Origin of the sequence: Agromyces sp. S2-1-8, assembly GCF_021129215.1 — a bacterium.
In the GTDB taxonomy this organism is placed as follows: Bacteria; Actinomycetota; Actinomycetes; order Actinomycetales; family Microbacteriaceae; genus Agromyces; species Agromyces chromiiresistens.
In genome coordinates this window covers 1,146,503-1,168,842 of the sequence record NZ_JAJOLP010000001.1, presented here as the reverse complement: position 1 = coordinate 1,168,842, position 22,340 = coordinate 1,146,503, and the positions used below count along the sequence as shown (strand labels likewise).

The following is a 22,340-nucleotide window of genomic DNA, read 5'->3' as shown; positions in this document are numbered from 1 at the left end:
TGAAGAAGATCCGATTGACCCCCGAACGGGGGTCGTCGCGCGGCGAGCACCCTCGGTAAGGTGGCGCTCGACGTGAGGTGGTGGGCCATGGCCACAGCGGTTGCCGAGCGGCAGGTGCCGTGGCTCCGCGCTGCGCTTCTTCGATATGGCCTCCTGGCCCTCGTGTGCTCGGCGATCTGGCTCGCGTTCTCGCTCTTCTCGAGCGCATCGAGCGCATCGGCCGAGGAGTCGAAGCCGGGCGGACTGCTCGGCGGCGTGACCTCGCTCGTGGGCGGCGTGACCGATGCGACCGGTGCGGTCGGCGACACGCTCGGCGGGGTCGTCGACGCGGTCACCGAGCCGGTGAACCAGCTCGTCGAGCCCGTCGTCGACGTCGCCCCGGCACCTGTCGGCGACGTCGTCGAAGCGGTCGTTCCGAACGTCGTCGACACCGTCACCGACACCACGAATGACGTGGTCAGCACCGGAAACGGCACCGTCGGAACGGTCGTCAACGAGGTCACGGGCACGGTCTCCGACATCGCCGGCGGCGACACCGTCGGCTCGATCACGACCCCTGTCACCGGTGCTGTCGACGGACTCGTCGGATCGCTCCCGATCGTCGGCGGCCTGCTCGGCGACGACACCGTCGGAGGCGTCCTCGACCCCGTCGTCGGCGCGGTCGACGACACCCTCGGCACGGTCGTCGGCACGCCCGGCGAGCTGCCGACCGACGGCACCGGCGTCATCCCCGAGATCCCCTCGATCCCCGTGCTTCCGGGCGACGGCGGTTCGGCCGGCCCGGGCATCCCGGGGGTCGACCCGGGTGTTCCCGGCGAGCAGCCCGGCACACCGGGCGTTCAGGCGCCGAACGCGCCGCTGGCGCCCGTGCTTCCCGGCGCATCGGCTGCGGTGCCCTCGTCGGGCATCGCACTCGGACCCGAGGGGTCCGGACGGGTCGCCGAGACGGTGGGCGGCCTCGGTTCCGGCGCCGCACTGCCGGGTGGCGGCGGAGCCCCGCCCGGCGACCATTCACCCGTGGCGACACCGCCTGCCGGCGGCTCCGGCGGAGCCGGTTCCGGCTCGGGCGCTTCCGGCGCGGGCTCGGGCGGCGCGTCGAGCGCCGCCGACACGGCCCACGCCGCTCTCGAACTCGACGCACTCACGTCGCTCGTGCTCCACTCCGTCGACGACGAGCTGCCGTCGTCGCCGGTGTACGACACCGATTCCACCCCTGACTGACCGGGGACCGGTCCGCTCGCACGCGCCTGCGTGCCCCCGCGGACACGGTCATCGCTCCCTGCCCGGGAGCGAAATCACCCATCAGTCAGGAGGACTGGATCATGAAGAGAATGGCATTGAGGGCGCTGTACGCGACCCTCTTCGCCGGGGGGCTCACGCTCCTCGGGGCCGGCGTCGCCCACGCGGACACGGGTGGCGACGACGGCATCGCATCGGGAACCCAGGCGGGGATCTCGATCGACCTTCCCGTGACGATCGGCGGCAACGCGATCTCGCTCATCGGCGACTCGTCGTCGTCGGATGCCGCGACGGAGGTCTCGACCGCTGACGCCGAACCGGTCGCCGTCACCTCCGGCGACGACGGCATCGGGTCGGGCAGCCAGGCGCTCATCGACGTGGACATCCCGGTGACCGTGGGCGGCAACGCGATCTCGGTGATCGGCGACTCGTCGTCGTCGGATGCGACCACCGAGGTCGCGACCGACGACGGTGCGAGCGAAGCGGGCAGCGCCGAGACCAGTGGCGACGACTCGCTGCTGGGCGGCACCCAGGGGCTCGTCGACGTCGACGTGCCGGTCACCGTGAGCGGCAACGCGATCTCGGTCGTCGGCGACTCGTCGTCGAGCGACGCGACGACCGCGGTGGCGACCGAGGCCGGCGGCTCGGACGAGGGCGCCGGCGAGGCGGTGACGTCGGGCGAGGACAGCCTGCTCGGCGGCACCCAGATCCTCGGCGACCTGGATCTGCCGATCACGGTCGGCGGCAACGCGATCTCGGGCATCGGCGACTCGTCGTCGAGCGACGCCGTGACCGAAGTGGGCACGGGCGGGTCGGGCTCCGGCACGGGCGAGGCGGTGACGTCGGGTGAGGACAGCCTGCTCGGCGGCACGCAGGTGCTGCCCTCGCTCGATGCACCGATCACCGTCGGCGGCAACGCGATCTCGGTGATCGGCGACTCGACCTCGTCGGATGCGACCACCGCGGTGCTCACCGGGGGCGGCTCGGGCGAGGCGACGACGTCCGGCGAGGACTCGATCCTCGGCGGCACGCAGGTGCTGCCGGCGCTCGATCTGCCGATCACGATCGGCGGCAATGCGATCTCGGGCATCGGCGACTCCACGTCGACGAATGCAGAGACGGTCGTTCTGCCGGGAACCGGGGGCGGTTCGGCGACGACGGACGGTGACGGCGGGCTGCTCGGGGGAACACAGCTGCTGCCTGACCTGTCCCTGCCCATCACGATCGGCGGCAACGCGATCTCGGTGATCGGCGACAGCGAGACGGACGGCTCGACGACCATCGTCGACCCGACGGACCCGACCGACCCGACGGACCCGACGGACCCGACGGACCCGACGGACCCGACCGACCCCACGGACCCCACGGACCCGACGAACCCCACCGACCCCGGTGACGGTTCGAACGGCGGCTCCGACGACGGTTCTGACGGCTCTTCGGTCGCCTCCGACGGTGACATGGTGATCGCGGCCGGCGACGGCGCGCTCGCCTCGACGGGCGCCGACGTCTCGGCGCTCGGCCTCGCAGCGCTCGCGCTGACGGCCGGCCTCGTGCTCGTCGGACTGCGTCGGTTCACGGTGCGGCGGTCCACGCTGCGCCGATAGCGGGTCATCCCGGCGCCGCCCTGCCGGCGCCGGGCCCCGACCGGCTCAGCGGGTCGTGCCGGTCGAACGACTCCGTGCCTCAGACCCGTGCGGCACGGCCGGCCGCGCTCGTCCATGGCGTGGCCGGGTCGGGGCGGCGTGCGTTTCGCAGTCGCACGTCGCCCCGCACCCTCATGGATGCGAAGGGGAAATCAGGGGGAAGCAACACGAACGACGGCGGCCCGAGCCGCGAGGCCCGGGCCGCCGTCACCTGCCCGAAGACGGGCTCAGAACAGGTCGCCGGCTGCGCCGAGGCGGAGGAAGACCGTCTCGCCCGTGGCATCCTTGAGCCCGTCGTTGTCGGTCACGGCGTAGACGTCGCCGTCGGCCCCGATCGTGAGCCCCTCGAGCTTCTCCTGCGTCCAGCCGTTGCCGGCCCGGAGCGCCGGCAGCACGTCGACCGCGAGCGACTTCTCGAGCACCGGCAGTTCGCCGGGCGCTCCGACGCCGGCCACCCCGGCGACGCCGCCGACCTCGACGGTGGAGACGCGCTTGACCGCCGCCGCCGGACCGTTGAGCTTGTCGCGCTCGATGACGGCGAGCGTGTCGGCGTCGACCGCCACGATCTCCGAGAGGCCGAGCCAGTCCCCGGCGACCGAGGTCTGCTCGAGCCGGTAGCCGAACCAGGTCCACGTCTTCGATGCGGTGTCGTAGCGCCCGACGCGGGTCACGCCCTCGCCGTCGATCGGGCCCGCCGCCGCCGCCGGGTCGGCCCACAACGGACGTTGCAGGGCGACGAAGACGACCTCGGCGCCCGCGGCATCGGTCGTGGCGGTGACGCCCTCGAAGCCCCACTTGCCGACGTGCGCCGCGATATCGGCGGGCAGCGCGACGGTCTCGACGACGGCGCCTGCGCCGTCGGTGCGCACGAGCGAGTTCGCGGCTCCCGTCGCGCCCTCGTTCGCGAGCCAGAACCCGCCCTGGGGGCGGGCGTACACGCCCTCGACGTCGAGCGCCTGCGGGGCGCCGCCCTTCGTGACGACGAGCCGGTCGGTGACGCGTGCGGGCTCGGCCGCGACATCCACCGTGAAGATCGTCGACGGGCTGAGCGCGTTGTCGCTCGCGGCGTAGATCGCCGACGCTTCACCGGGCTTGGCCGACAGCGCGCCCAGCGCGAGCCAGCCGATCGCCCGGCCCTTCGCGTCGTCGCCGCTCACGACGGACGGCCGCGCCGCCTCGTCGCCGAACCGGTACACGTTGACGCTCGCACGCACCGAGACCGAGGCGGCGTCGGTCTCGCTCGAGACGACGAGGAGGTCGCGCGAGGGCACCGGAAGGATGCCCTCTGGGCCGTTCGTCGAGAAGAACGTCTGCACGAAGCGCGGCGATGCGGGCTCGGTGAGGTCGTAGACGGCGACGAAGTTCGAGCGCTCGCTCGCGACGAACCCGTAGCGGATGCCTCGGATCGTCGCGACCGCGAGGCCCTCGGGCTCCGGGCCCTTCTTGCCGGCCCGGTCGTCGTTGTAGAGCCCGCGCGAGATCGCGAGCTGCTCGAACGAGTCGCCCGCGTCCCAGACCACGTCGCCCGTGCGCACGTCGAACACCGACCAGCCGCGGGTGCCGCCGCGCAGGTCGCCCTCGTTGGCGGTCGCGACGTGCCGGTCGTCGACCCAGGCGATCGCATCGGGCTCGCGCGGCACGTCGGTGATCGACCCGGTCGCGTCGACCTTCTTGTCCTTCTTGACGTCGAAGCCCGATCCGGTCACGGTGCCGGCCGAGAAGGCGCCCGTGACCCGGCGGCTCTGCACGTCGACGAGCGCGACGGCGTTGTTCTCCTGGAGGGTGACGGCGAGCTGTCCCGACGGCGAGAACGCGACGTACTCGGGCTCGGGGTCGCCCGCGGCGTACACGCCGGCCGCGGCGAAGGCCGCCTTCGCCCAGCGGTCGTCGAACGCGACCGGCCGGGCCTTCCAGCTCGACGGTTTCGCCGGGGTGAGCTTCACGGTCTGCACGAAGCCGCCGGGCGCCTGCGGCAGGCCGCCCTCGACGCCGTCGACCTCGAGCTCCTCGTCGCGCTGGTTCTCGATCGCGATCGCGGCGGTCCTGCGGTCGGGAGAGACGGCGATGGAGTCGGGCTGGCCGCCGAGGTCGATCGAGGCGAGCCGCTCGCGGGTCGTGAGGTCGAGCACGTCGAGACGGCCGCGCGGGTTCGGGAAGTCGCCGCCCGTCTCGTCGATCACGACGAGCACGCGGTCGCCGACGATCGCGACCGAGGTGGGCTGGTCGTCGGCGTGGCCGAGCTCGGCGAGCTCGACGGTGCCGGTGCCGACCGGGTGCTCGGGGTCGCCGAGGTCGACGAAGCCGATGCGCTTGCCGAGGGCGTCGGTGTAGACGACCGTGCGGCCGTCGTCCGAGACGGCCGAGATCTCGGCGACGGCGGCCTCGGCCGGATCGACGCCCGCGGCCGCGTTCTGGAAGACGGGGTAGGTCGCGGTCCGCGAGAAGCCGGGGCCCGCGGTCTCCTCGCGGTCGGCGGCGATCGCGGCGGTCGCGGTGTCGTTCGAGCGGGGCGCGGCGACGGCTGGGGCGGCGAGCGCGCACCCGGCGACGACGGATGCCACCGCGAATGCGGTGAGGGACAGCGGGCGTGCGGGCATGAGGGGGCTCCTGGGGTCGACGGGCGAGTCGGGCCCAGAGTCCCGCCGACGGCTGTCGCCGGGGTTCCGCGCCGGTGACGCGATCGTGACCGGTACGTGAACGGCCGGTGCGCGCCCCGAGCTAGACGACGGCGGGCAGCAGCCCGGCGTCGGCCGCGGCGACTCCGGGCATCGACTCCCAGGCACGGCGCAGTGCGTGCACGGCGGCCTCGGTCTCGGCCACCGGCTGGCAGATCGGCAGACGCAGGAACCGTTCGAACGCCCCGTCGATGCCGAATCGCGGACCCGCGGCGATGAGCAGCCCCTGCGCCCGGGCCGCGAGCGCGAGCTGCGAGCTGATCGGTGCACCGAGGCCGATCCAGACGGCGATGCCCCCGTCGACGTGCGGCACGCGCCAGTCGGGGAACAGCTCGGCGATGAGCGTCTCGACCCGATCGCGACCCGCACGGAGCTCGGACCGGCGCAGCTCGAGGATCTCGTCCATCCGCCCGATGAGCCGGGTCGCGATGAGCTGCTCGAGGATCGGCGTGCCGAGGTCGCCCGGCAGTCGGGCCGCGAGCAGTCGGCGGATGAGCGGGGGCTCCGCACGGATCCAGCCGATGCGCACCCCGCCCCACACCGTCTTGCCGAGGGAGCCGATGAGCACCGCGGTGCCGGGCGGCCCGTAGGCCGCGAGCGGCAGCGGCGCGCGGTCGCGGTCGATGTCGAGCTCGGCGGTGGTCTCGTCGGCGATGACGACCGTGCCCTGGCGTGCGGCGACGTCGAGCAGCCGGCGTCGCGCCTCGGCGTCGAGGCTGCGGCCGGTGGGGTTCTGGAAGTCGGGCATGAGGTACGCCGTCGACGGGTTGGTACGGGCGAGCGCGCGCTCGAGCGCCTCGACCTCGTCGCCGTGCGGCGGGACGCCGCTGTCGAACCGCGGGTCGTGGGGCGCGACCGGCACGGGCACGAGCCGTGCGCCCGCGAGCTGCAGCGCCTCGTACGCGTGCGGGTAGGTCGGCGCCTCGATGACGGCGCGATCGCCCCGGCCGACGAGCACCCGCGCGAGCAGCCCGATGGCGTGCTGCGCCCCGATCGTCACCATGATCTGCTCCGACCGGGTCGGCAGTCCGCGCACGCCGTAGCGGTCGGCGATCGCCTGGCGGAGGGCGGGCATGCCGATCGGGTCGAACCCCGAGTCGCCGAGATGCGCAGGCAGTTCGTCGGCCGCGTCGCGGGCCACCTCGGCGAGCCACGGCAGTGCGGGCGGTGCCGCCTTCGACAGGTCGAGGTGCGTGGCGGCCGGTGGGACCGGCAGCACCACGGGCGCTCCAGGGATGCGGGCGACGCTCCCCGACCCGCGCAGGCTCCGCAGGTAGCCCTGCTCGCGCAGGTGCCGGTAGGCGGCGGTGACGGTCGTGCGGCTGACGCCGAGCCGTTCGGCGAGCTCTCGCTCGGCCGGCAGCCGGGTGTCGACGCTGACCCTCCCGTCGAGCACGAGCAGCCGAACCCGGTCGGCGAGCGCGAGGTACGCGGCGCCGGGAAGGCCGCCCCGCCAGTCTCCGAGGAGGTTCTGCAGGGCACGGGCACTCAGCGAGGCATCCGACATAATGCCACTTCAGACGAATTGGCTATAGATGTCAAGGCCAATCATCGAATTGGATGGATGTTATGGCCCGCCGGATTCCCCAACTGCTCATCGGACTCGTGCTCTACGGCATCGCCGACGCGATGATGATCCGCGCGGCGCTCGGGGTCGACCCGTGGACGGTGTTCGCCCAGGGGCTCTCGCACCTCACGGGCATCGGCATCGGCTGGCTCACGAACATCATCGGCGCGCTCGTGCTGCTGCTCTGGATCCCGCTGCGCCAGCGCCCCGGCGCCGGGACGGTGCTCAACATCCTGCTCATCGGCCCGAGCATCGAGCTCGGCCTGTGGTTCATCCAGACGCCGCCCGAGCTGTGGCAGCGCATCCTGCTCTTCGCGGGCGGCCTGCTGCTGCTCGCCGTCGCGAGCGGCCTCTACATCGGCAGCCGCTTCGGCCCGGGACCGCGCGACGGCCTCATGACCGGCATCCACGCCCGCACGGGCTGGCCGATCTGGGTCGGCCGCACCCTCGTCGAGGTGACCGTGCTGCTCGTCGGCTGGCTGCTCGGCGGCGACGTCGGCTTCGGAACCGTGGCGTTCGCGCTGCTCATCGGGCCGCTCTGCGGCGTCACGCTGCCGCTCTTCCGGGTGCCCGAGAAGGCGCGGACGCCCCGAACCGATGCCGTCGGCACCGGGACCGCCGCGACCCCCGTGGCCGCCGCGGCGGACTAGACGGCTGCGGCCTCCGAGGCCGGGACACCTCGGAGGCCGCAGCGACCATCGTCGGTCGAGGGGCGAAGCGCATCGAGACGACGCGGGTGGTGTCGATGCGGCGCCGCGCGCCTCCTCGACCGCCCAGCCCCTAGAGCTCGCGGTCGGCGTACGCCCGCAACGCATCGCGCACGAACTCGGCGCCGTGCGGACCGCCGTAGTTCACGCCGAAGCGCGGGTCGGCCACGTACATCTCGCCGAGGCCGATCACGTACGCCTTGACGTCGCCGCCGGGCGCCGCCGCGGGCGTGCCGGGAATGCCGGTCAGCCACTCGACGTGGCGCTTCGCGAGCGCCTGCCCCTCGGGGCCGCCGGGCTGCACGCCCGACTCCGCCGCCGCGATCCAGTCGCGACCGAGCGCCTCGGCGCGAGCCTTCCACTCGCGCCGGCCGGCCTCGCCGAGGCCGCGCCACCAGCGGTCACCGCTCGCGTACGCCTCCTTGCCCCAGCGCTCTTCGACCTCCTCCTTGTACCGGGTGTGGTCGAAGCCGTCGAACATCTCGTCTGCCATGAGTCGTTCACCTCCTTCCAATGCCTCGATGGTCTTCTCGACCGACGCGATCTGACGCGCCAGCCGGCCCTGCTCCTGCCGGAGCCAGTCGAGGTGCGCGCCGAGCGCATGCGCCTCGTCGGCGTCGCCCTCGAGCACCTCGCCGATGGCCGGCAGTCCGAGCCCGAGCTCGCGCAGCAGCAGGATGCGCTGCAGGCGCACGAGTGCGCGCTCGTCGTAATGGCGGTAGCCGTTGCCGGCCACGCGGCTCGGTTCGAGCAGGCCGATGTCGTCGTAGTGCCGCAGGGTGCGGCTCGTCGTGCCGGCGAGCTTCGCGATCTCCTGGATCGACCAGTCCACGGCGCCGCCTCCTCTCGCGTTCGGTTCGTGTCGTGCTGCACCGTTGCCGGTACGGGTTCCACCGTAGAACTTGACGTAACGTCAAGGTCAAACGAAACAGGTTGAGATTCTCAGGAACGCGATATATCGTGTTGCACATCAAGACGCGATATATCGCGAAACCCCGGATTTCAGGGCCGGATGCCTCGCGGCACTCCGCCCGCACAGAAGGAGCACGACATGACGATCGAGAAGTGGGTCATCACCCCGGGCGAATCGCGGGTCATCGACCTCGAACTCGTCCGCAAGCTCAAGGTCAGCCTCATCGGCGGCAAGGTCGACCTCATCGCCCACGACGAGCCAGGCGCCCGCATCGAGGTCTCGAGCGTGACCGGCAAGGACCTGCTCGTGACGATCGACGGCGACGCCCTCGAGATCGACCACCCGCAGCTGCGCTGGGACAACTTCATCGATGCCTTCAAGGGCTGGGCGAACAACGCCAAGGCCGACGTGTCGATCCTCGCGCCGCGCACGGCGCTGGTGAAGCTCGGCGTCGTGTCGGGCGACGCGCTCGTCTCCGGCTTCGACGGCGACGCCAAGCTCAGCACCGTCTCGGGCGAGCTCGTGGTCGACGACCACGACGGCGACCTCGAGCTCTCGACCGTGTCGGGCGAGCTCTCGGTCGGCAACCACACCGGCCGGGTCACGGCGCACTCCGTGTCGGGCGACATCATCGCCACCGGCGCGATCACGGTCTTCAATGCCGACACCGTCGCGGGCAACATGATCGTCGACGCGCACGGCACCCCGAGCCGCATCGACACGAACACCGTCTCGGGCGACCTCACCGTGCGCTTCGACGCCGGGGCCGGGGCCCGGTATCGCGTCAACACCGTCGGCGGCACCGTGCTCATCGACGACGTGACGATGAAGGGCGTGCTCGGCAAGGGCTTCGAGCGGGTGACCGGCGAGCTCGCCGGGCGCTGGCTCGACTTCGGCGCGAACAGCGTCTCGGGGTCGATCTCGGTCATGCGACGCGAGCCCGTCCCCGGGGATGCCTCCGGCGCGGCCGGCGACGCAGCGACCGGCTCCGGCTCCGGCTCCGGTTCCGGTGCGGGCGCCGACGACGAGTCGTCCCGCACCGAGGTCGGGGGCGCCGCGTGACCCCGCCCGTGTTCGCCCATGGCAGCCTGCGGCTCTACCTGCTGGCGCTCCTCGACGAGCAGCCGCGGCACGGCTACGAGCTGATCCAGGCCCTCTCCGACCGATTCGGCGGCACCTACTCGCCGAGCGCCGGCACGATCTACCCGCGCCTGTCGAAGCTCGAGGAGGAGGGGCTCGTCACGAAGACGAGCGACGGCCGCAAGTCGGTCTACGAGATCACCGACGCCGGGCGCACCGAGCTCGAGGCCCGCCGCCCCGAACTCGACGCGATCGAGGACGAGGTGACCGACTCGATCCGTCGCCTCGCCGACGGCGTGCGCGCCGAGGTCAACGACGCGATGCGCTCGCTGCGCGCCGAGCTCGCGAGCGCCGCCCGCGACGCGAAGCGCTCGGCGAAGGACGCGGCGAAGGCGACCGCCGAGAGTGCCCGGTCGGCGACGGTCGACGCCCAGGTGGAGTCGCGGCGCGCGCTGCAGGAGGCCGAGCTCGTGCTCAACGAGTTCCGTCGTCAGGTGCGCACCGACCTTCGCACCCGCACGCAGGCCGACCACGTGCCCCATGAGGCGGTCACCCTGCTGAAGGCGCGGCTCGCGCAGGTGCGTGCCGACGTGCTCGCGGCACTCGACCGCTGAGCCCGGTGCCGGCCGTCGTCGCTGTCGGCGGCCGGTGGTTCGATGGTCGCATGGACGACGTCGAGGTGCATCCGTGGTCCGAGGGCGACCTCGGGCTGCTCCGTCGGGCGAACACCCCCGAGCTGATGGACTGGGTCGGCGGCGTCGAGACCGACGAGCAGGTCGTCTCGCGGCACGCCCGCTACCTCGCGCTCGCGCGCGACGGCACGGGGCAGCAGTTCCGCATCACGATCCCCGGGCATCCCGAGGGCGTCGGCATGGTCGGCTACTGGCAGCACGAGTGGCACGGCGAGCCGGCGCTCGAGAGCGGCTGGTCGGTCGAGGCCCGGTACCGCGGGCGCGGCATCGCCCCGGCCGCCGTCATCGCCATGCTCGAGTTCGCCCGCGCCGCCGGCGAGACGCTGCCCGTACACGCCTACCCGAGCGTCGACAACCCCGCGTCGAACGCCGTGTGCCGCAAGGCGGGGTTCACCCTGCTCGGTGAAGCGGACTTCGAGACGGGCGGCGGCGTGCTCCGCACCAACGACTGGGTCGCGACGCTCGTCCCGCCCGGCGCGGCGTAGCCTTCAGGGGTGCGCGCGTATCTCGCGGTCGCCGTCGGCGGCCTCATCGGAACCGGCCTCCGCCTCGCCTTCGACCTCGCGTTCGCACCGCCCGCGGGTGCATTCCCCCTCGAGACGCTCGTCATCAACCTCGCCGGCACGTTCGCGCTCGGCTGGCTCGTCGGGGGCCTCTGGACGAGGCCGGCGACGCCCATGTGGCTCAAGGCGGGCCTCGGATCGGGGGTGCTCGGCTCGTTCACCACGCTGTCGGCCGTGATGGCGGCCGTCGTCGTACTGACGAGCGACGGCGCGTTCTGGGTCGGCGCGGGCTACCTCCTGGCCTCGGTCGTCGGCGGGATCGGCCTCGCCGCACTCGGGCTCGAGCTCGGCTCGCACCTCGCGCACCGTCCGATGCCGCACGAGGTCAGCGACGACGGGGCGACGCTGTGACCGGCTCGCTCAGCCCGATCGTCGTCACGGCCGTGCTCGTGGCGGGCGCGGTCGGGGCCGTCGCGCGCTACGCGCTCTCGCGCGCGCTGCCGGTGCGGCCCGGGCACCTCCCCGGCGGCATCCTGATCGTCAACGTCGTCGGCTCGGGCGTCGCCGGCGCGCTCATCGGCCTCGCGGAGCGCGCCGCGCTCGACGGCGACCTGCGGCTCATCCTCGTGACGGGATTCTGCGGCGGCCTCACGACGTTCAGCACCTGGAGCGTCGAGACGATCGAACTGGTCTCGGGCGGCCGGTGGCGGGCGGCCGTGCTCAACGTCGTCGTCACCCTCGCCGTCGGCCTCGCGGCCGCGGCCGGCATGTACCTCGCGTTCCGGTGACGGGCGGCGGATGCCGCGACCCGGGCCGCGACATCCACCGTGCTCGTCGTCAGACGAGCGAGTCCCCCACGTACCCGTCGGGGCCGCAGCCCGGCGGGATCGCGAACACCGCCGAGCCCACGGGCGTCGTCCACTCGTTGAGCAGGTCGAGCTCGTCGAGGCGGCGCTGGATCGGCACGAACTGGCGATCGACGTCGGCCTGGTACGAGGCGAACAGCAGCCCCGCGTCCGAGACGGCGCCGCCGGCGGGTGCCTCGTCGTAGTTGTACCCACGACGGAAGATCCGCTCCCCCGGGACGTCGCTGCGCGAGCGCCGCAGGTGCGAGTAGTCCGCGATGACGGGGAAGCCGACCGGGGTCAACGCTGCGAAATCGGGCTCGTCGTGCTCGCGTGCACCGGTGAGCGGCGCCCCGTCGCGGAGGCGTCGACCGACCGCGGCCTCCCGGCCCGGGCGGTCGACCCGATCCCAGCCGTCCAGGTCCATCGCGATGCGCCGCAGCACGAGGGACGTGCCGCCCGCCATCCAGCCGGGACCGCCATTCGACCAGACGAGCTCGTCGAAGTCGGCGCTCCCGGGCACCGGGTTGACGGTGCCGTCGAGCTGTCCGAACAGGTTGCGCATCGTCGATCCGGAGGCCTCGGCCCCGGCCGCCCTGCGGAAGCCCTGCTGCGACCAGCGCACGTTCGCGAACGAGCGCGCATCCTTCAGCAGCATCCGGGCGGCGTGGGCCACGGTGACCGGATCGTCGGCACCGAGGTGGATCAGCAGGTCGCCGTCGCTCCACTCCGGGCGCAGACGGTCGACGCCGAAGGGCGGCAGGGGGCGGAGCCAGTCGGGTGCGATGCCGCCGGCGCGGGCCACGAGCCCTGGGCCGAACCCGAACGTCACCGTCAGCCGCGCCGGTGCGAGCGCGAGTTCCGGTTCGGAGTCGGCCAGCGGCGCTCGGCCCTGCGTGACCCGTGCTGCGTCGTCGCTGAGCACGCGCAGCATCCGCCGCAGGGCCGCAGCGTCGACGTCGGAGCGGAGATCGAGCGCGATGAAGCGGGCATGCGTTTGCGGCGGGGTCTCGACGCCGGCCTGGTGCGCACCGTGGAAGGGGACGAGGGCGTCGCCGACCGCCGTCGCACCCACCCCTCGCGCCGACGCCGCCGTGCCGTCCTCCGTGGGGGCGAGCGCGCCGGCCAACGCCTGGGCGCCGAGCACCGCAGCGGCGCCGGCTCCGGCCGCGGCGGCGCCCCCGAAGAGGAGGTGCCGCCGCGAGAACCCGGAACCGCCGGGTTCGCCGGCCATCAGTCCGACCCGTGTCCGTCGTCGTACTGCTCGTTCGCGCCCGCGTAGTCCTTGACGGGCGCCGTGACCTCGAGCGTCGAACCGTCATCGAACTCGAGGGTCACCGTGACCTCGTCGCCCGCGAGCAGCGGTCCGCCGAGGCCCATGAGCATCACGTGGTCGGCGCCCGGCTCGAGCGTCAGGGTCTCGCCGGCGGGGATCGGGAAGCCGCCGTCCTTCTCGCGCATCAGCATGGCGCCGTCGGATCCGACCGTCTCGTGCAGTTCGGCCGACTCGGCGGCGTCGGTCACGGCGCCGACGAGCACCAGGTCGCCGTCGCCGCCGTTGACGACGTCGCCGAAGAGTGCGGTCATGCCGTCGTCGGCGGCTTTGATCCAGGCCTCCTCGACGACCACCGACGACGCGCCGGGAGCGGCCGCCGCGACCCGGGCGTCGGGATCGGCGGAGCCGCCGGTGACCGTGCTGCAGCCGGACAGGAGGAGCAGCGCGGCCAACGCCGCTCCGAGGGCAGGGGTGATCGCGGTGGAACGCATCTCGATCGCTCCCGCCCGGTCAGGCGTCGGTGCCGGTGCCGGAGGCCGGGCCGTCGCCGGCACCCGGGCCTGCGCTCTTGCGGCGCGCGCTCACGATGATCGCGACGATGAGCGCGATGATGCCGAGCCCGCCGACGATGAAGCCCGCGACGGCCCATCCGTCGGGACCGTTCGCCGCGGCGTCGTCGGCGTCGTCGGCGTGGTCGCCCTCGTCGCCGTGGTCGTCCTCGTCGGCCGCGGGAGCGTCGTGCGGCGCCTCCTCGGTCCAGGTGCCCGTCGCGTCGGCGCCCACGCCGAAGTCGATCGTGCCCTCGATCGGGTGGCCGTCGCTCGACACTGCGCGCCAGCGCACCTGGTACTCGCCTTCGAGGTCGGCCGGCAGCGTCGCGGTGACGTTCGGCCCGTCGATCACGGGCTCGCCGACCTCGACCTCCTCGCCGTGGTGGTCGACGACCTCGACGGCGGTGCCGACCTCGATGATGTCGTCCGAGAACTGCAGCGAGACCTCGGCGGGCGGCGTCTCGAGCACCTGTCCGTTCTCGGGGGTCGAGCCGACGAGCTCGTCGTGGGCGAGGGCGGCGGTGCCGCCCGAGAGCGCGATCGCGCCCGCGAAGGTGAGCGCGGTCGCCGCGACGACGACGGTGCGCAGGGGGTTCGTGGTGCGACGGAGCGCGATGGAAGTGGTGTGCATTCGGGAGTCCTTCTCCTCATGCTCCGGACGGCATGCATCGATGCGTGCGCCGATCGTCGGCGCGAGGCATCCGGAGTCTTCGATGGTTCCGCCCCGAGGGCGGAGGGTTCACGCGAAGGCGGGGAGGAGCGGCGGGCCGCGATAGCGGAGTGCCGCGAAGCGCAGGCGCGAGCGCAGTGCGGGCGGAACGAGGGTCGCGAGGCGCGGCGTCGGCGGGGCGATGATCGCGACCGGCTCGCCGGCACGACCGGCGAACACGAGCGCGAAGCGGCGGGTCGCCGTCGCGAGCGCCGACCAGGCCGTGCGCTCGAGCACGAGCAGGTAGACGATGGTGGCGACCGCGGCGAGCGCGTGCCCGATGAGCATGGCGGCGCCGTGCCCGTCGTGCGCCGCGGTCGAGGCGGCGCCGGCCGACTCGACGAAGGCCATCGTGGCGTGGTGGCCGCCGCCCGTGGTGACGAATTCGCCCGATGCGGGGCCCGAGCCGACGCCGAAGAGGAGGTGGAAGGCCGCCTGGCTCGCGATCACGGCGAGCGCCGTGCGCACGGGCGTCGTTCGCCGGCCGACGAAGGCGACCGAGGCGCCGAGCGCGACGATCGCCGCGAGCGCGAGCCCGACCGAACCGGGCGCCTCACCGCCGGCGACCCCGTGCGAGAAGGCCGCGAGGAAGAGGGCCACCGAGGCGGTCGCAGCACCGCGCGCGAGCTGCGTCGCACGATTCACGTCGGGGCTCCCCGGGCTCGATGGAAGAAATGCGCCTCGAGTCTAGCAAGCCGACTTGACATGCACGCGCGCAGGTGTAGTGTCATCCGCCGTGACGAACGACGCGGGCGAGCCGCCTGCCGAACTGAAGTCGCCGAAGCACTGGATCATCGGCGACCCCCTGCCCACCGAGAAGCTCGAGGGGCAGCTCCTCCCCAAGCGCATCGCCCTGCCGGTGTTCGCGAGCGACGCCCTGTCGTCGGTCGCGTACGCGCCGCAGGAGCTCCTCATGGTGCTCACGGTCGGCGGCCTCGCGTTCCTGGCCTTCGCGCCGTGGGTCGCCGCGGTGGTCGTGCTGCTCATGGCCACGGTCGCACTGAGCTACCGCCAGCTGATCCGCGCGTACCCCTCGGGCGGCGGCGACTACGAGGTCGCGCACAAGAACCTCGGCGAGAAGGCCGGGCTCGTTGTGGCCTCGGCCCTGCTCGTCGACTACGTCATGACCGTCGTCGTGTCGGTCGCATCTGGCGTCGACAACATCATCTCCGCCTTCCCGGCGCTCAACCCGTGGCGGGTCGAGCTCGCGGTCGTGTTCGTCATCATCCTCGCCGCGATGAACCTCCGCGGCGTGAGCGAGTCGGGCAAGGCCTTCGCGGTGCCCACCTACTTCTTCGCGGCGAGCGTGCTGCTGCTCGTCGGCACCGGGCTCGTGCAGATCGCGATGGGCAACCCGCCCGTGGCCGAGTCGTCGCAGTACTCGGTCGAGGGCGAGGACCTCACGCAGGCCGCGATCATCCTGCTGCTGCTCCGCTCGTTCGCGAGCGGCTGTTCCGCGCTGACCGGCGTCGAGGCCGTCGCCAACGGCGTGCCCGCGTTCCGCGCACCCAAGGTGCGCAACGCGCAGAAGACGCTCTCGCTCATGGTCGGGCTCGCGATCGTGATGTTCGTCGGCCTCACGGCCCTCGCGCTCGTCTCCGGCGTGCACTACGCCGAGGACCCGTGCGACCTCATCGGCTGGAACGACTGCCTGACCGCGCCGCAGCCGAGCCTCATCGCGCAGATCGCCGCCGCGGTGTTCGGCAACGACTCGATCCTCTTCTTCGTCGTGCAGGCCGCCGCCGCCCTCGTGCTGCTGCTCGCGGCGAACACCGCGTTCAACGGATTCCCGCTGCTCGGCTCCGTGCTCGCCCGCGACGGCTACGCGCCGAAGTCGCTCTCGACGCGCGGCGACCGCCTCATCTACTCGAACGGCGTCATCATCCTCGGCCTCGCCGCGATGGTCATCCTCGTCGCGTTCCAGGCCAACCTGACACTGCTCATCCAGCTCTACATCATCGGCGTGTTCGTGTCGTTCACGCTCGGCCAGAGCGGCATGGTGCGGCACTGGATCGGCCTCCTGCGCGCGGGCCGCGCACGGACCGGCGCGAGCGCGGCCGGCGCCGCGAAGCAGAAGGCGGCCAAGCCGGGTCGCCCCGGCCCCGCCGACGACGACCACCGCCCGATGACCCGCGGCGCGATCATCCGCTCGCTGTGCATCAACACGTTCGGCGCCACGCTCACCGCGGTCGTCCTCGTCGTCGTCACGATCACGAAGTTCACGCACGGCGCGTGGATGGTGTTCCTCATGATGCCGATCCTGTTCATCCTCATGATGGGCGTGCACCGGTACTACCGCGACGTCGAGAAGGAGGTCGAGGTCGACCCGACCACGACGTTCGGCGCCTCGGGCGACCACGCGATCGTGCTCGTCGGCCGCATGCAGAAGCCGACCCTCAAGGCGCTCGACTACGCCATCGCCGCCCGGCACGACTCGATCGAGGCGGTGCACGTCTCGCTCGACGACGCGCAGACGAAGCAGCTGAAGAAGGACTGGGTGAAGATGAACATCCACGTCAAGCTGCGCATCCTGTCGTCGCCCTACCGCGATCTCAGCCACCCGCTGATCCAGCACATCAAGCAGCATCGCGAGGAGCACGGCTCCGAGGTCGTGACCGTGTACATGCCGCAGTACATCGTCGGCCACTGGTGGGAGAACATCCTCCACAACCACAAGGCTCGGCGCATCCGGCAGAAGCTCATGCTCGTGCACGGCGTCACGATCGCCCTCGTGCCGTGGCTGCTGGACTCGTCCGACCTCATCTACGGCCGCCGTTCGCGCCCCCTGCCCGGCCAGGACCGCCGCGGCGAGCCGGTGCGGGCGGTGCCGCGCCGGCCGATCGCCGAGACGACGGGCAAGCGCGGGCGGTAGGCTCACGGCATGGCGACCGGTCGCACGGATGTCCCGGTGGAGGTGTTCCTCGACTCGGTGACGCATCGCGTGCGCCGGCGCGACGCCGACACCCTGCTCGCCCTCATGCAGCGCGTGACCGGCGAAGAGGCGTACATGTGGGGCCCGTCGATCGTGGGCTTCGGCGAGTACCGCTACCGGTACGACAGCGGTCGCGAGGGCGTCACGCCCGCGGCCGCCTTCTCACCGCGCAAGGCTGCGTCGACGGTGTACCTGCTGCCGGGGTTCGCGGAGGACTCCGAACTGCTCGAGCGCCTCGGGCCGCACACCACCGGGGTGGGATGCCTCTACCTCAAGGATCTCGCGGTCGTCGATCTCGACATGCTGACCGACCTGGTGCGCGAATCGTACGACTTCGCCGTCCGTTCCGCCGGTTGAGCAGCGAGGGCTCGCTCCTCGCTACAGCATCGCCATGATCTGGCGGGCGATCATGCGCCCGGCCCGGCTGGCACCGATCGTCGAGGCCTGCGGTCCGTAGCCGGCGAGGAACACCCGCGGGTCGCTCCACGCCGCACCCTGCCCGACCGTCACTCCGCCGGCCTTCTCGCGCAGCTTGAGCGGCGCGAGGTGCCGCAGCTCGGGTCGGAACCCCGTGGCCCAGATGATCGCGTCGGCGCGCGCCGACCCCTGCTGCTCGCCGTCCCAGACGACGCGGTCGCCCTCGATGCGGTCGAACATCGGGCGCGCGACGAGGAGTCCGCGCTCGATCCCCGCGGCGATGCGGCGGCTCTTCGGCACGCCCGTTCCGCTCACGATCGAGGGCAGCGCCCGCCCGGAGCGGGCAGCCTCGTCCTGCATGGCGACGGCGGCCGATGCGCCCTCGAGGTCGAGCTCCTGCCGGTCGATCCAGTCGATCGGGCGCCGGGAGACCCAGGTGAGCCCGGCCGCGACATCCTCGAGCTCGAGCATGAAGCCGATCGCGCTCGTGCCGCCGCCGACGACGACGACGTGCTGGTCGCGGAAGTCCTCGGCGTCGGTGAAGTCGGAGGTGTGCACGTGGCGTCCCTCGAACTCGCCCATGCCCGGGTAGAACGGCACGAACGGCGAGCCCCACGTGCCGGTCGCGTTCACGAGGAACTGCGTCGCGAGCGCGTGCTGCGGCATGGTGGGCGTGGCGGGCGCCGAGAACGTCTTGCGGCGTCGGCCGAAGAGGCCGCGCGTCGTGAGCTCCTCGACGGGCTGGGGGCTGAGGTCCTCGTAGCGCACGAGCAGGTCGGCGCCCTCGTTCGACACCGAGCGCACGTTCATCGGGCGTCGCACCTGCAGGTCGAAGTGCTGCTCGAACCGGCCGTAGTAGTCGGCGACCACGTCCTTCGCGGGCAGTGCCCGGTCGGCCGTGTCGAAGCTGAGGCCGAGTTCGGCCATGCCCGGCAGGTCGTTCACGCGATGCGCGGTGCCGAGCCTGAGCGACGACCAGCGGTGCTGCCATGCGCCGCCGGGGCCGGGCGCGCGGTCGAGCATCACGAAGTCCTGCCCGGCGACGAGCTCGAATCGACGCAGGTAGTACGCGACCGAGAGCCCGGCCTGGCCGGCACCGATCACGACCACCTTCACGCGTTCGGGGCTCGTCGTCACCTGACAATCTCAGCATGTCTTGCTGTGTGCTCGCAGCACGTCGCCCGAGCGCGATCGGCAGGCTGTGGCGACCGGCGATCGGCGTCTTCGGCGGTGCTAAACTGGCGGCTGGACGAATTTCTCAAGGGAGCGCCGGGTGAAGACCATCCCACCCGGCCAGATGTCGTAAGGGGGTCACGCATGGGGCGCGGCCGTCAGAAAGCCAAGCACACCAAGGTCGCTCGGGAGCTGAAGTACTTCAGCCCCAACACCGACTACAACGCGCTTGAGCGCGAGCTCACCGGCTCGCAGCATGACGAGTACAGCGATGAGGCGTCGAAGTGGGCAGAGTATGCCGACGATGACGACGACACGTACGCTGACGACGACACCTACGCCGACGACGAGCAGCGCGAACAGCGCGCCTGATCGTCGCTCCGTCGAAGACACGCTCCCCGCGAACCTCCGCCGCTCCTGCTGAGCGCGCGCTCCCGTTCGTCGGTGCGCCTGCGGCAGGAACCGACGACGGCGCTTGCGCACCGATACCCTCGACGCATGGCCGCCGCCCACCGCAGCACCGATCGCGTGGTCGCGGGCCTGCGCGCGCAGCTCGAGCGTTCGAAGCGGTTCGAGGACACACTCGACCTCGCCGCCGCCTACGCGGCGTACGCACGGGTCGTGCGCCTGCTCGCGCCCAGCTCGCCGACCTCCGCCGTGCCGCCGGCCTGCCGGCGACGCCGCCGAGGTGGGCGCGCTGGCGTGCGCGTCGCGCCGCCCGCGCGTACGGGGGGATCGCCATGCCGACCGACCGGGTGTACACCTACTGGAACGCACCGGTCGAGACCGCCCCGCCGCTCGTGCGGGCGTGCATCGCCCAGTTGCGGCGGGTGCACCCCTCACTGCGCGTGCTCGACGGCGACTCCGCTCGTGACCTCGTCGAGATTCCCGACCGCGTCGCCGCACTCCTCGAGCACGACCGGCCCGCCCATTTCTCGGACTACGTGCGCACCGCCGTGCTCGCCGAGCACGGCGGGGTCTGGGTCGACGCGACGGCCTGGGTCGATCGTCCGCTCGACGACGAGCTGCGGCGGTGCCTGCGCGCCGGCACGGTGTTCCCGCGGTGGACGCGGCGGCAGATCGGCAACTGGTTCATCGCCTCGCATCCGGCGACCCCGATCATCGCACTGCAGCGCCTCGCCCTCGACGCGTGGTGGGCGGCGAACGACGACCTGCCCGACTACTTCCTCTACCACCGCGTCTTCGAGGTGCTGCAGGTACTCGTGCCCGAGGCTCGTGGGCAGTGGGACGCCGTGCCCACGCTCTCGTCGACGGCGGCGCACCTGCTGCAGCTCGAGATGATGCAGCCCTGGCGACCCGGAGTCGTGCGCCAGATCCTCGACGTGTCTCCGCTGCAGAAACTGAGCTACAAGTACGACGCGGTGCCGCCCGGCTCCGTGCTCGAGCGGCTGCTCGAGCACGGCCTCGCCGACTGAGCCGCCCGCACGGGCGATCGCTCGGCGCGACTCACGCCGAGCGCACCCACGCGGCGGTCGTCTCGACGAAGCGCTCGAGCTCGTCGAGCGCGTTCGACGGCGTGATCGCGCGCAGCACGAGCTCGTCGGGCGCGCCCTCGTACGCGGCGAGCGCGTCGGGGTCGCCGATCGTCGCGTCGATCGCGCGGAAGCCGAGCCGGGCGAAGTTCGCCGCATAGGCCGGAAAGCCCTCGTACGCGGCGGCCTCGCGCTCGAGCGCGGGGCGTGCGGCATCGTCGACCGTCGTGCGCGTGTAGAGGATGCCGCGCACCGAGCGGGCTCCGCCGGCGTCGTGCAGCTCGGCGGTCGTCGTGGCCGCGGCGTCGGGGGTGAGCCAGTTGAAGAGCGCCCCGTCTCCGCGCTCGGCGGCCAGCCGCCGCATGCGCGGGCCGAGCGCCCCGACGACGATCGCCGCCTCGGTCGCGTCGCGCAGCGCCGCGATCCCCTGCTCGACGAGCGCGAGGGGTCGCTCGGCGCGCCCGGACCCGACGCCGAGCACGAGCCGGTCTGCGGGGATGCCGCCGAGCACGAGCGTGCCGGCCGGCCGGCGGTCGAGCGGGATCACGCCGGTCGCGAGGCCGATGCGCTCGGTGACCGACGCCGCCGCCCGGAGACCGTCGAGCGAGTCACCGCCCGGCAGGTCGTTGATCCACAGCGCGTGGAAGCCGAGCCGCTCGACGCGCGGCGCGAGCGCGCGCACCGTCTCGAGCGGGGTGAGGCTCGTGATGCCGATCGAGACGGGCGTGCGCATGTCGCCGCGGTCGCCGTCGCTCAGCTCGCGTAGCTGCCGACGAGGCGCACCGCGCCGCCGTCGACGCCCTTCGCGCCCTGCTCCCAGCGGTCGGCGCCCGCGACCTGCGGCGGCTCGCCGAGGCCCACGGTGCCGACCTGCCAGGCCGGCAGGCCGAGGCGGTCGAGTTCGGCGATCACGGATGCCGCGGCGCCGGGCTCGACGACGGCGAAGAAGCCGATGCCGAGGTTCCAGGTGCCCTCGGTCGATTCGAGGCTCGTGCCGGCGAGCTCGTTGAGCACGCGGAACACGGGCGCCGGCGACCAGGTCGAGCGGTCGACCTCGGCGAACGAGCCGCGGGGCAGCACGCGCGCGAGGTTCGCGGCGATGCCGCCGCCCGTGACGTGCGAGAGCGAGTGCACGGCGTCGCCGTGCGGGCCTGCGAGCAGCTCGACGAGCTGGCCCGAGTAGAGGCGGGTCGGCTCGAGGAGCGCCTCGCCCCACGTCATGCCGAGCTCGGCCGAGGCGTGCCCGTAGGCGACGCCCTGGCCGGCGAGGATGTGGCGCACGAGCGAGAAGCCGTTGGAGTGCAGGCCGCTCGACGCGATCGCGATGACCGCGTCGCCCGACTGCACCTTCTCGGCGCCGAGCGCCTTGTCGGCCTCGACGACGCCGACCGCCGCGCCCGCGACGTCGTAGTCGTCGGCGCCCATGAGGCCCGGGTGCTCGGCGGTCTCGCCGCCGACGAGGGCGGTGCCGGTCTCGGCGCAGGCACGGGCGATGCCCGTCACGATCGAGGCGATGCGCTCGGGCACGACCTTGCCGCACGCGATGTAGTCGGTCATGAAGAGCGGCTTCGCACCGACCACGACGATGTCGTCGACGACCATGCCCACGAGGTCCTGGCCGATCGTGTCGTGCTTGTCGAGCGCCTGCGCGATCGCGATCTTCGTGCCGACGCCGTCGGTCGAGGTCGCGAGGAGCGGCCGCTCGAAGTCCTTCGCGAAGGAGAGGTCGTAGAGGCCGGCGAAGCCGCCCACCCCGCCGAGCACGTTGGGCCCGTGGGTCTTGGCGACCGCCTCCTTCATGAGTTCGACGGCGAGGTCGCCGGCTGCGGTGTCGACTCCGGCAGCGGCGTAGGACGAGTTCGCGCTCACCCGTCAAGGGTACCGGGCCGCGTCGCTGCCGCCGACTGGGGTGCGCGAGCGTAGAA

Annotated in this window: 22 protein-coding genes; 12 read left to right on the top strand and 10 right to left on the bottom strand. The window is 72.6% G+C overall.

Features of this window, described 5'->3' with window-relative positions:
• Positions 1 to 87: 87 nt before the first annotated feature.
• Entirely contained in the window at positions 88 to 1,221 is a 1,134-nt protein-coding gene (locus tag LR269_RS05350; protein WP_231429734.1) for a hypothetical protein, read from the top strand.
• Between the two features lie 101 nt (positions 1,222 to 1,322).
• Positions 1,323 to 2,843 (top strand): chaplin family protein, encoded by a 1,521-nt coding sequence (locus LR269_RS05345; protein WP_231429733.1) that lies wholly within the window; start codon positions 1,323 to 1,325, stop codon positions 2,841 to 2,843.
• A gap of 266 nt (positions 2,844 to 3,109) precedes the next feature.
• Here LR269_RS05345 and LR269_RS05340 read toward each other — a convergent pair whose 3' ends face one another.
• Positions 3,110 to 5,479, bottom strand: coding sequence for an esterase-like activity of phytase family protein (locus LR269_RS05340; RefSeq protein ID WP_231429732.1), 2,370 nt, complete (start codon positions 5,477 to 5,479; stop codon positions 3,110 to 3,112).
• Between the two features lie 121 nt (positions 5,480 to 5,600).
• Positions 5,601 to 7,064: a PLP-dependent aminotransferase family protein gene (locus tag LR269_RS05335; protein ID WP_231429731.1), complete on the bottom strand. Its 1,464-nt coding sequence runs from the start codon at positions 7,062 to 7,064 to the stop codon at positions 5,601 to 5,603.
• Between the two features lie 62 nt (positions 7,065 to 7,126).
• Here LR269_RS05335 and LR269_RS05330 point away from each other — a divergent pair, with 62 nt between their 5' ends.
• Positions 7,127 to 7,774 carry a YitT family protein gene (locus LR269_RS05330; RefSeq protein ID WP_231429730.1) on the top strand — a complete coding sequence of 216 codons (648 nt, stop codon included), beginning with the start codon at positions 7,127 to 7,129 and terminating at the stop codon, positions 7,772 to 7,774.
• 130 nt (positions 7,775 to 7,904) lie between these two features.
• Here LR269_RS05330 and LR269_RS05325 read toward each other — a convergent pair whose 3' ends face one another.
• Positions 7,905 to 8,663: a MerR family transcriptional regulator gene (locus LR269_RS05325; protein WP_231429729.1), complete on the bottom strand. Its 759-nt coding sequence runs from the start codon at positions 8,661 to 8,663 to the stop codon at positions 7,905 to 7,907.
• A gap of 219 nt (positions 8,664 to 8,882) precedes the next feature.
• Between LR269_RS05325 and LR269_RS05320 the strand changes: the two genes are divergently transcribed.
• The 5 genes from LR269_RS05320 to crcB are packed head-to-tail and all read left to right on the top strand — an operon-like array spanning position 8,883 to position 11,807.
• Positions 8,883 to 9,806, top strand: a complete 924-nt coding sequence (locus LR269_RS05320) for a hypothetical protein (protein ID WP_231429728.1) — start codon at positions 8,883 to 8,885, stop codon at positions 9,804 to 9,806.
• On the top strand, positions 9,803 to 10,438 hold the full coding sequence (locus LR269_RS05315) for a PadR family transcriptional regulator (RefSeq protein ID WP_231429727.1): 636 nt from the start codon (positions 9,803 to 9,805) through the stop codon (positions 10,436 to 10,438). The genes LR269_RS05320 and LR269_RS05315 overlap by 4 nt, the downstream gene beginning before the upstream one ends.
• 50 nt (positions 10,439 to 10,488) lie before the next feature.
• Positions 10,489 to 11,001 (top strand): GNAT family N-acetyltransferase, encoded by a 513-nt coding sequence (locus LR269_RS05310; RefSeq protein WP_231429726.1) that lies wholly within the window; start codon positions 10,489 to 10,491, stop codon positions 10,999 to 11,001.
• 9 nt (positions 11,002 to 11,010) lie between these two features.
• Positions 11,011 to 11,430: a CrcB family protein gene (locus LR269_RS05305; RefSeq protein ID WP_231429725.1), complete on the top strand. Its 420-nt coding sequence runs from the start codon at positions 11,011 to 11,013 to the stop codon at positions 11,428 to 11,430.
• On the top strand, positions 11,427 to 11,807 hold the full coding sequence (gene crcB / locus LR269_RS05300; protein WP_231429724.1) for a fluoride efflux transporter CrcB: 381 nt from the start codon (positions 11,427 to 11,429) through the stop codon (positions 11,805 to 11,807). Before LR269_RS05305 ends, crcB begins: the two co-directional genes overlap by 4 nt.
• A gap of 49 nt (positions 11,808 to 11,856) precedes the next feature.
• Here the strand turns inward: crcB and LR269_RS05295 are convergent, their stop codons facing one another.
• The 4 genes from LR269_RS05295 to LR269_RS05280 all read right to left on the bottom strand — a co-directional run bounded on the left by LR269_RS05295 (position 11,857) and on the right by LR269_RS05280 (position 15,045).
• Complete coding sequence (locus LR269_RS05295; protein WP_231429723.1) at positions 11,857 to 13,098, bottom strand: Dyp-type peroxidase; 1,242 nt, start codon at positions 13,096 to 13,098, stop codon at positions 11,857 to 11,859.
• Positions 13,098 to 13,631, bottom strand: a complete 534-nt coding sequence (locus tag LR269_RS05290) for a copper chaperone PCu(A)C (RefSeq protein ID WP_231429722.1) — start codon at positions 13,629 to 13,631, stop codon at positions 13,098 to 13,100. The genes LR269_RS05295 and LR269_RS05290 overlap by 1 nt, the downstream gene beginning before the upstream one ends.
• Positions 13,632 to 13,650: 19 nt before the next feature.
• Positions 13,651 to 14,322 (bottom strand): copper resistance CopC family protein, encoded by a 672-nt coding sequence (locus LR269_RS05285; protein WP_231429721.1) that lies wholly within the window; start codon positions 14,320 to 14,322, stop codon positions 13,651 to 13,653.
• A gap of 108 nt (positions 14,323 to 14,430) precedes the next feature.
• Positions 14,431 to 15,045 carry a hypothetical protein gene (locus LR269_RS05280; RefSeq protein WP_231429720.1) on the bottom strand — a complete coding sequence of 205 codons (615 nt, stop codon included), beginning with the start codon at positions 15,043 to 15,045 and terminating at the stop codon, positions 14,431 to 14,433.
• A 91-nt stretch (positions 15,046 to 15,136) separates the two neighbouring features.
• On the opposite strand from LR269_RS05280, the gene LR269_RS05275 reads away from it, so the two are divergent.
• Together LR269_RS05275 and LR269_RS05270 are read left to right on the top strand one after the other, a co-directional pair.
• On the top strand, positions 15,137 to 17,272 hold the full coding sequence (locus tag LR269_RS05275; protein WP_231429719.1) for an APC family permease: 2,136 nt from the start codon (positions 15,137 to 15,139) through the stop codon (positions 17,270 to 17,272).
• A gap of 9 nt (positions 17,273 to 17,281) precedes the next feature.
• A complete protein-coding gene (locus LR269_RS05270) occupies positions 17,282 to 17,689 on the top strand; it encodes a DUF1801 domain-containing protein (RefSeq protein WP_231429718.1) in 408 nt (135 codons plus the stop codon).
• Positions 17,690 to 17,710: 21 nt separating this feature from the next.
• On the opposite strand, the gene LR269_RS05265 is transcribed toward LR269_RS05270, so the two are convergent.
• Positions 17,711 to 18,886 (bottom strand): FAD-dependent oxidoreductase, encoded by a 1,176-nt coding sequence (locus tag LR269_RS05265; RefSeq protein ID WP_231429717.1) that lies wholly within the window; start codon positions 18,884 to 18,886, stop codon positions 17,711 to 17,713.
• A 180-nt stretch (positions 18,887 to 19,066) separates the two neighbouring features.
• Between LR269_RS05265 and LR269_RS05260 the strand changes: the two genes are divergently transcribed.
• Positions 19,067 to 19,294, top strand: coding sequence for a DUF3073 domain-containing protein (locus LR269_RS05260; RefSeq protein WP_231429716.1), 228 nt, complete (start codon positions 19,067 to 19,069; stop codon positions 19,292 to 19,294).
• 368 nt (positions 19,295 to 19,662) lie between these two features.
• Positions 19,663 to 20,358, top strand: a complete 696-nt coding sequence (locus LR269_RS05255; RefSeq protein ID WP_231429715.1) for a capsular polysaccharide synthesis protein — start codon at positions 19,663 to 19,665, stop codon at positions 20,356 to 20,358.
• A 31-nt stretch (positions 20,359 to 20,389) separates the two neighbouring features.
• Here the strand turns inward: LR269_RS05255 and LR269_RS05250 are convergent, their stop codons facing one another.
• Entirely contained in the window at positions 20,390 to 21,148 is a 759-nt protein-coding gene (locus LR269_RS05250; RefSeq protein ID WP_231429714.1) for an LLM class flavin-dependent oxidoreductase, read from the bottom strand.
• A 20-nt stretch (positions 21,149 to 21,168) separates the two neighbouring features.
• A complete protein-coding gene (gene purM, locus LR269_RS05245; protein ID WP_231429713.1) occupies positions 21,169 to 22,284 on the bottom strand; it encodes a phosphoribosylformylglycinamidine cyclo-ligase in 1,116 nt (371 codons plus the stop codon).
• Positions 22,285 to 22,340 lie beyond the last annotated feature (56 nt).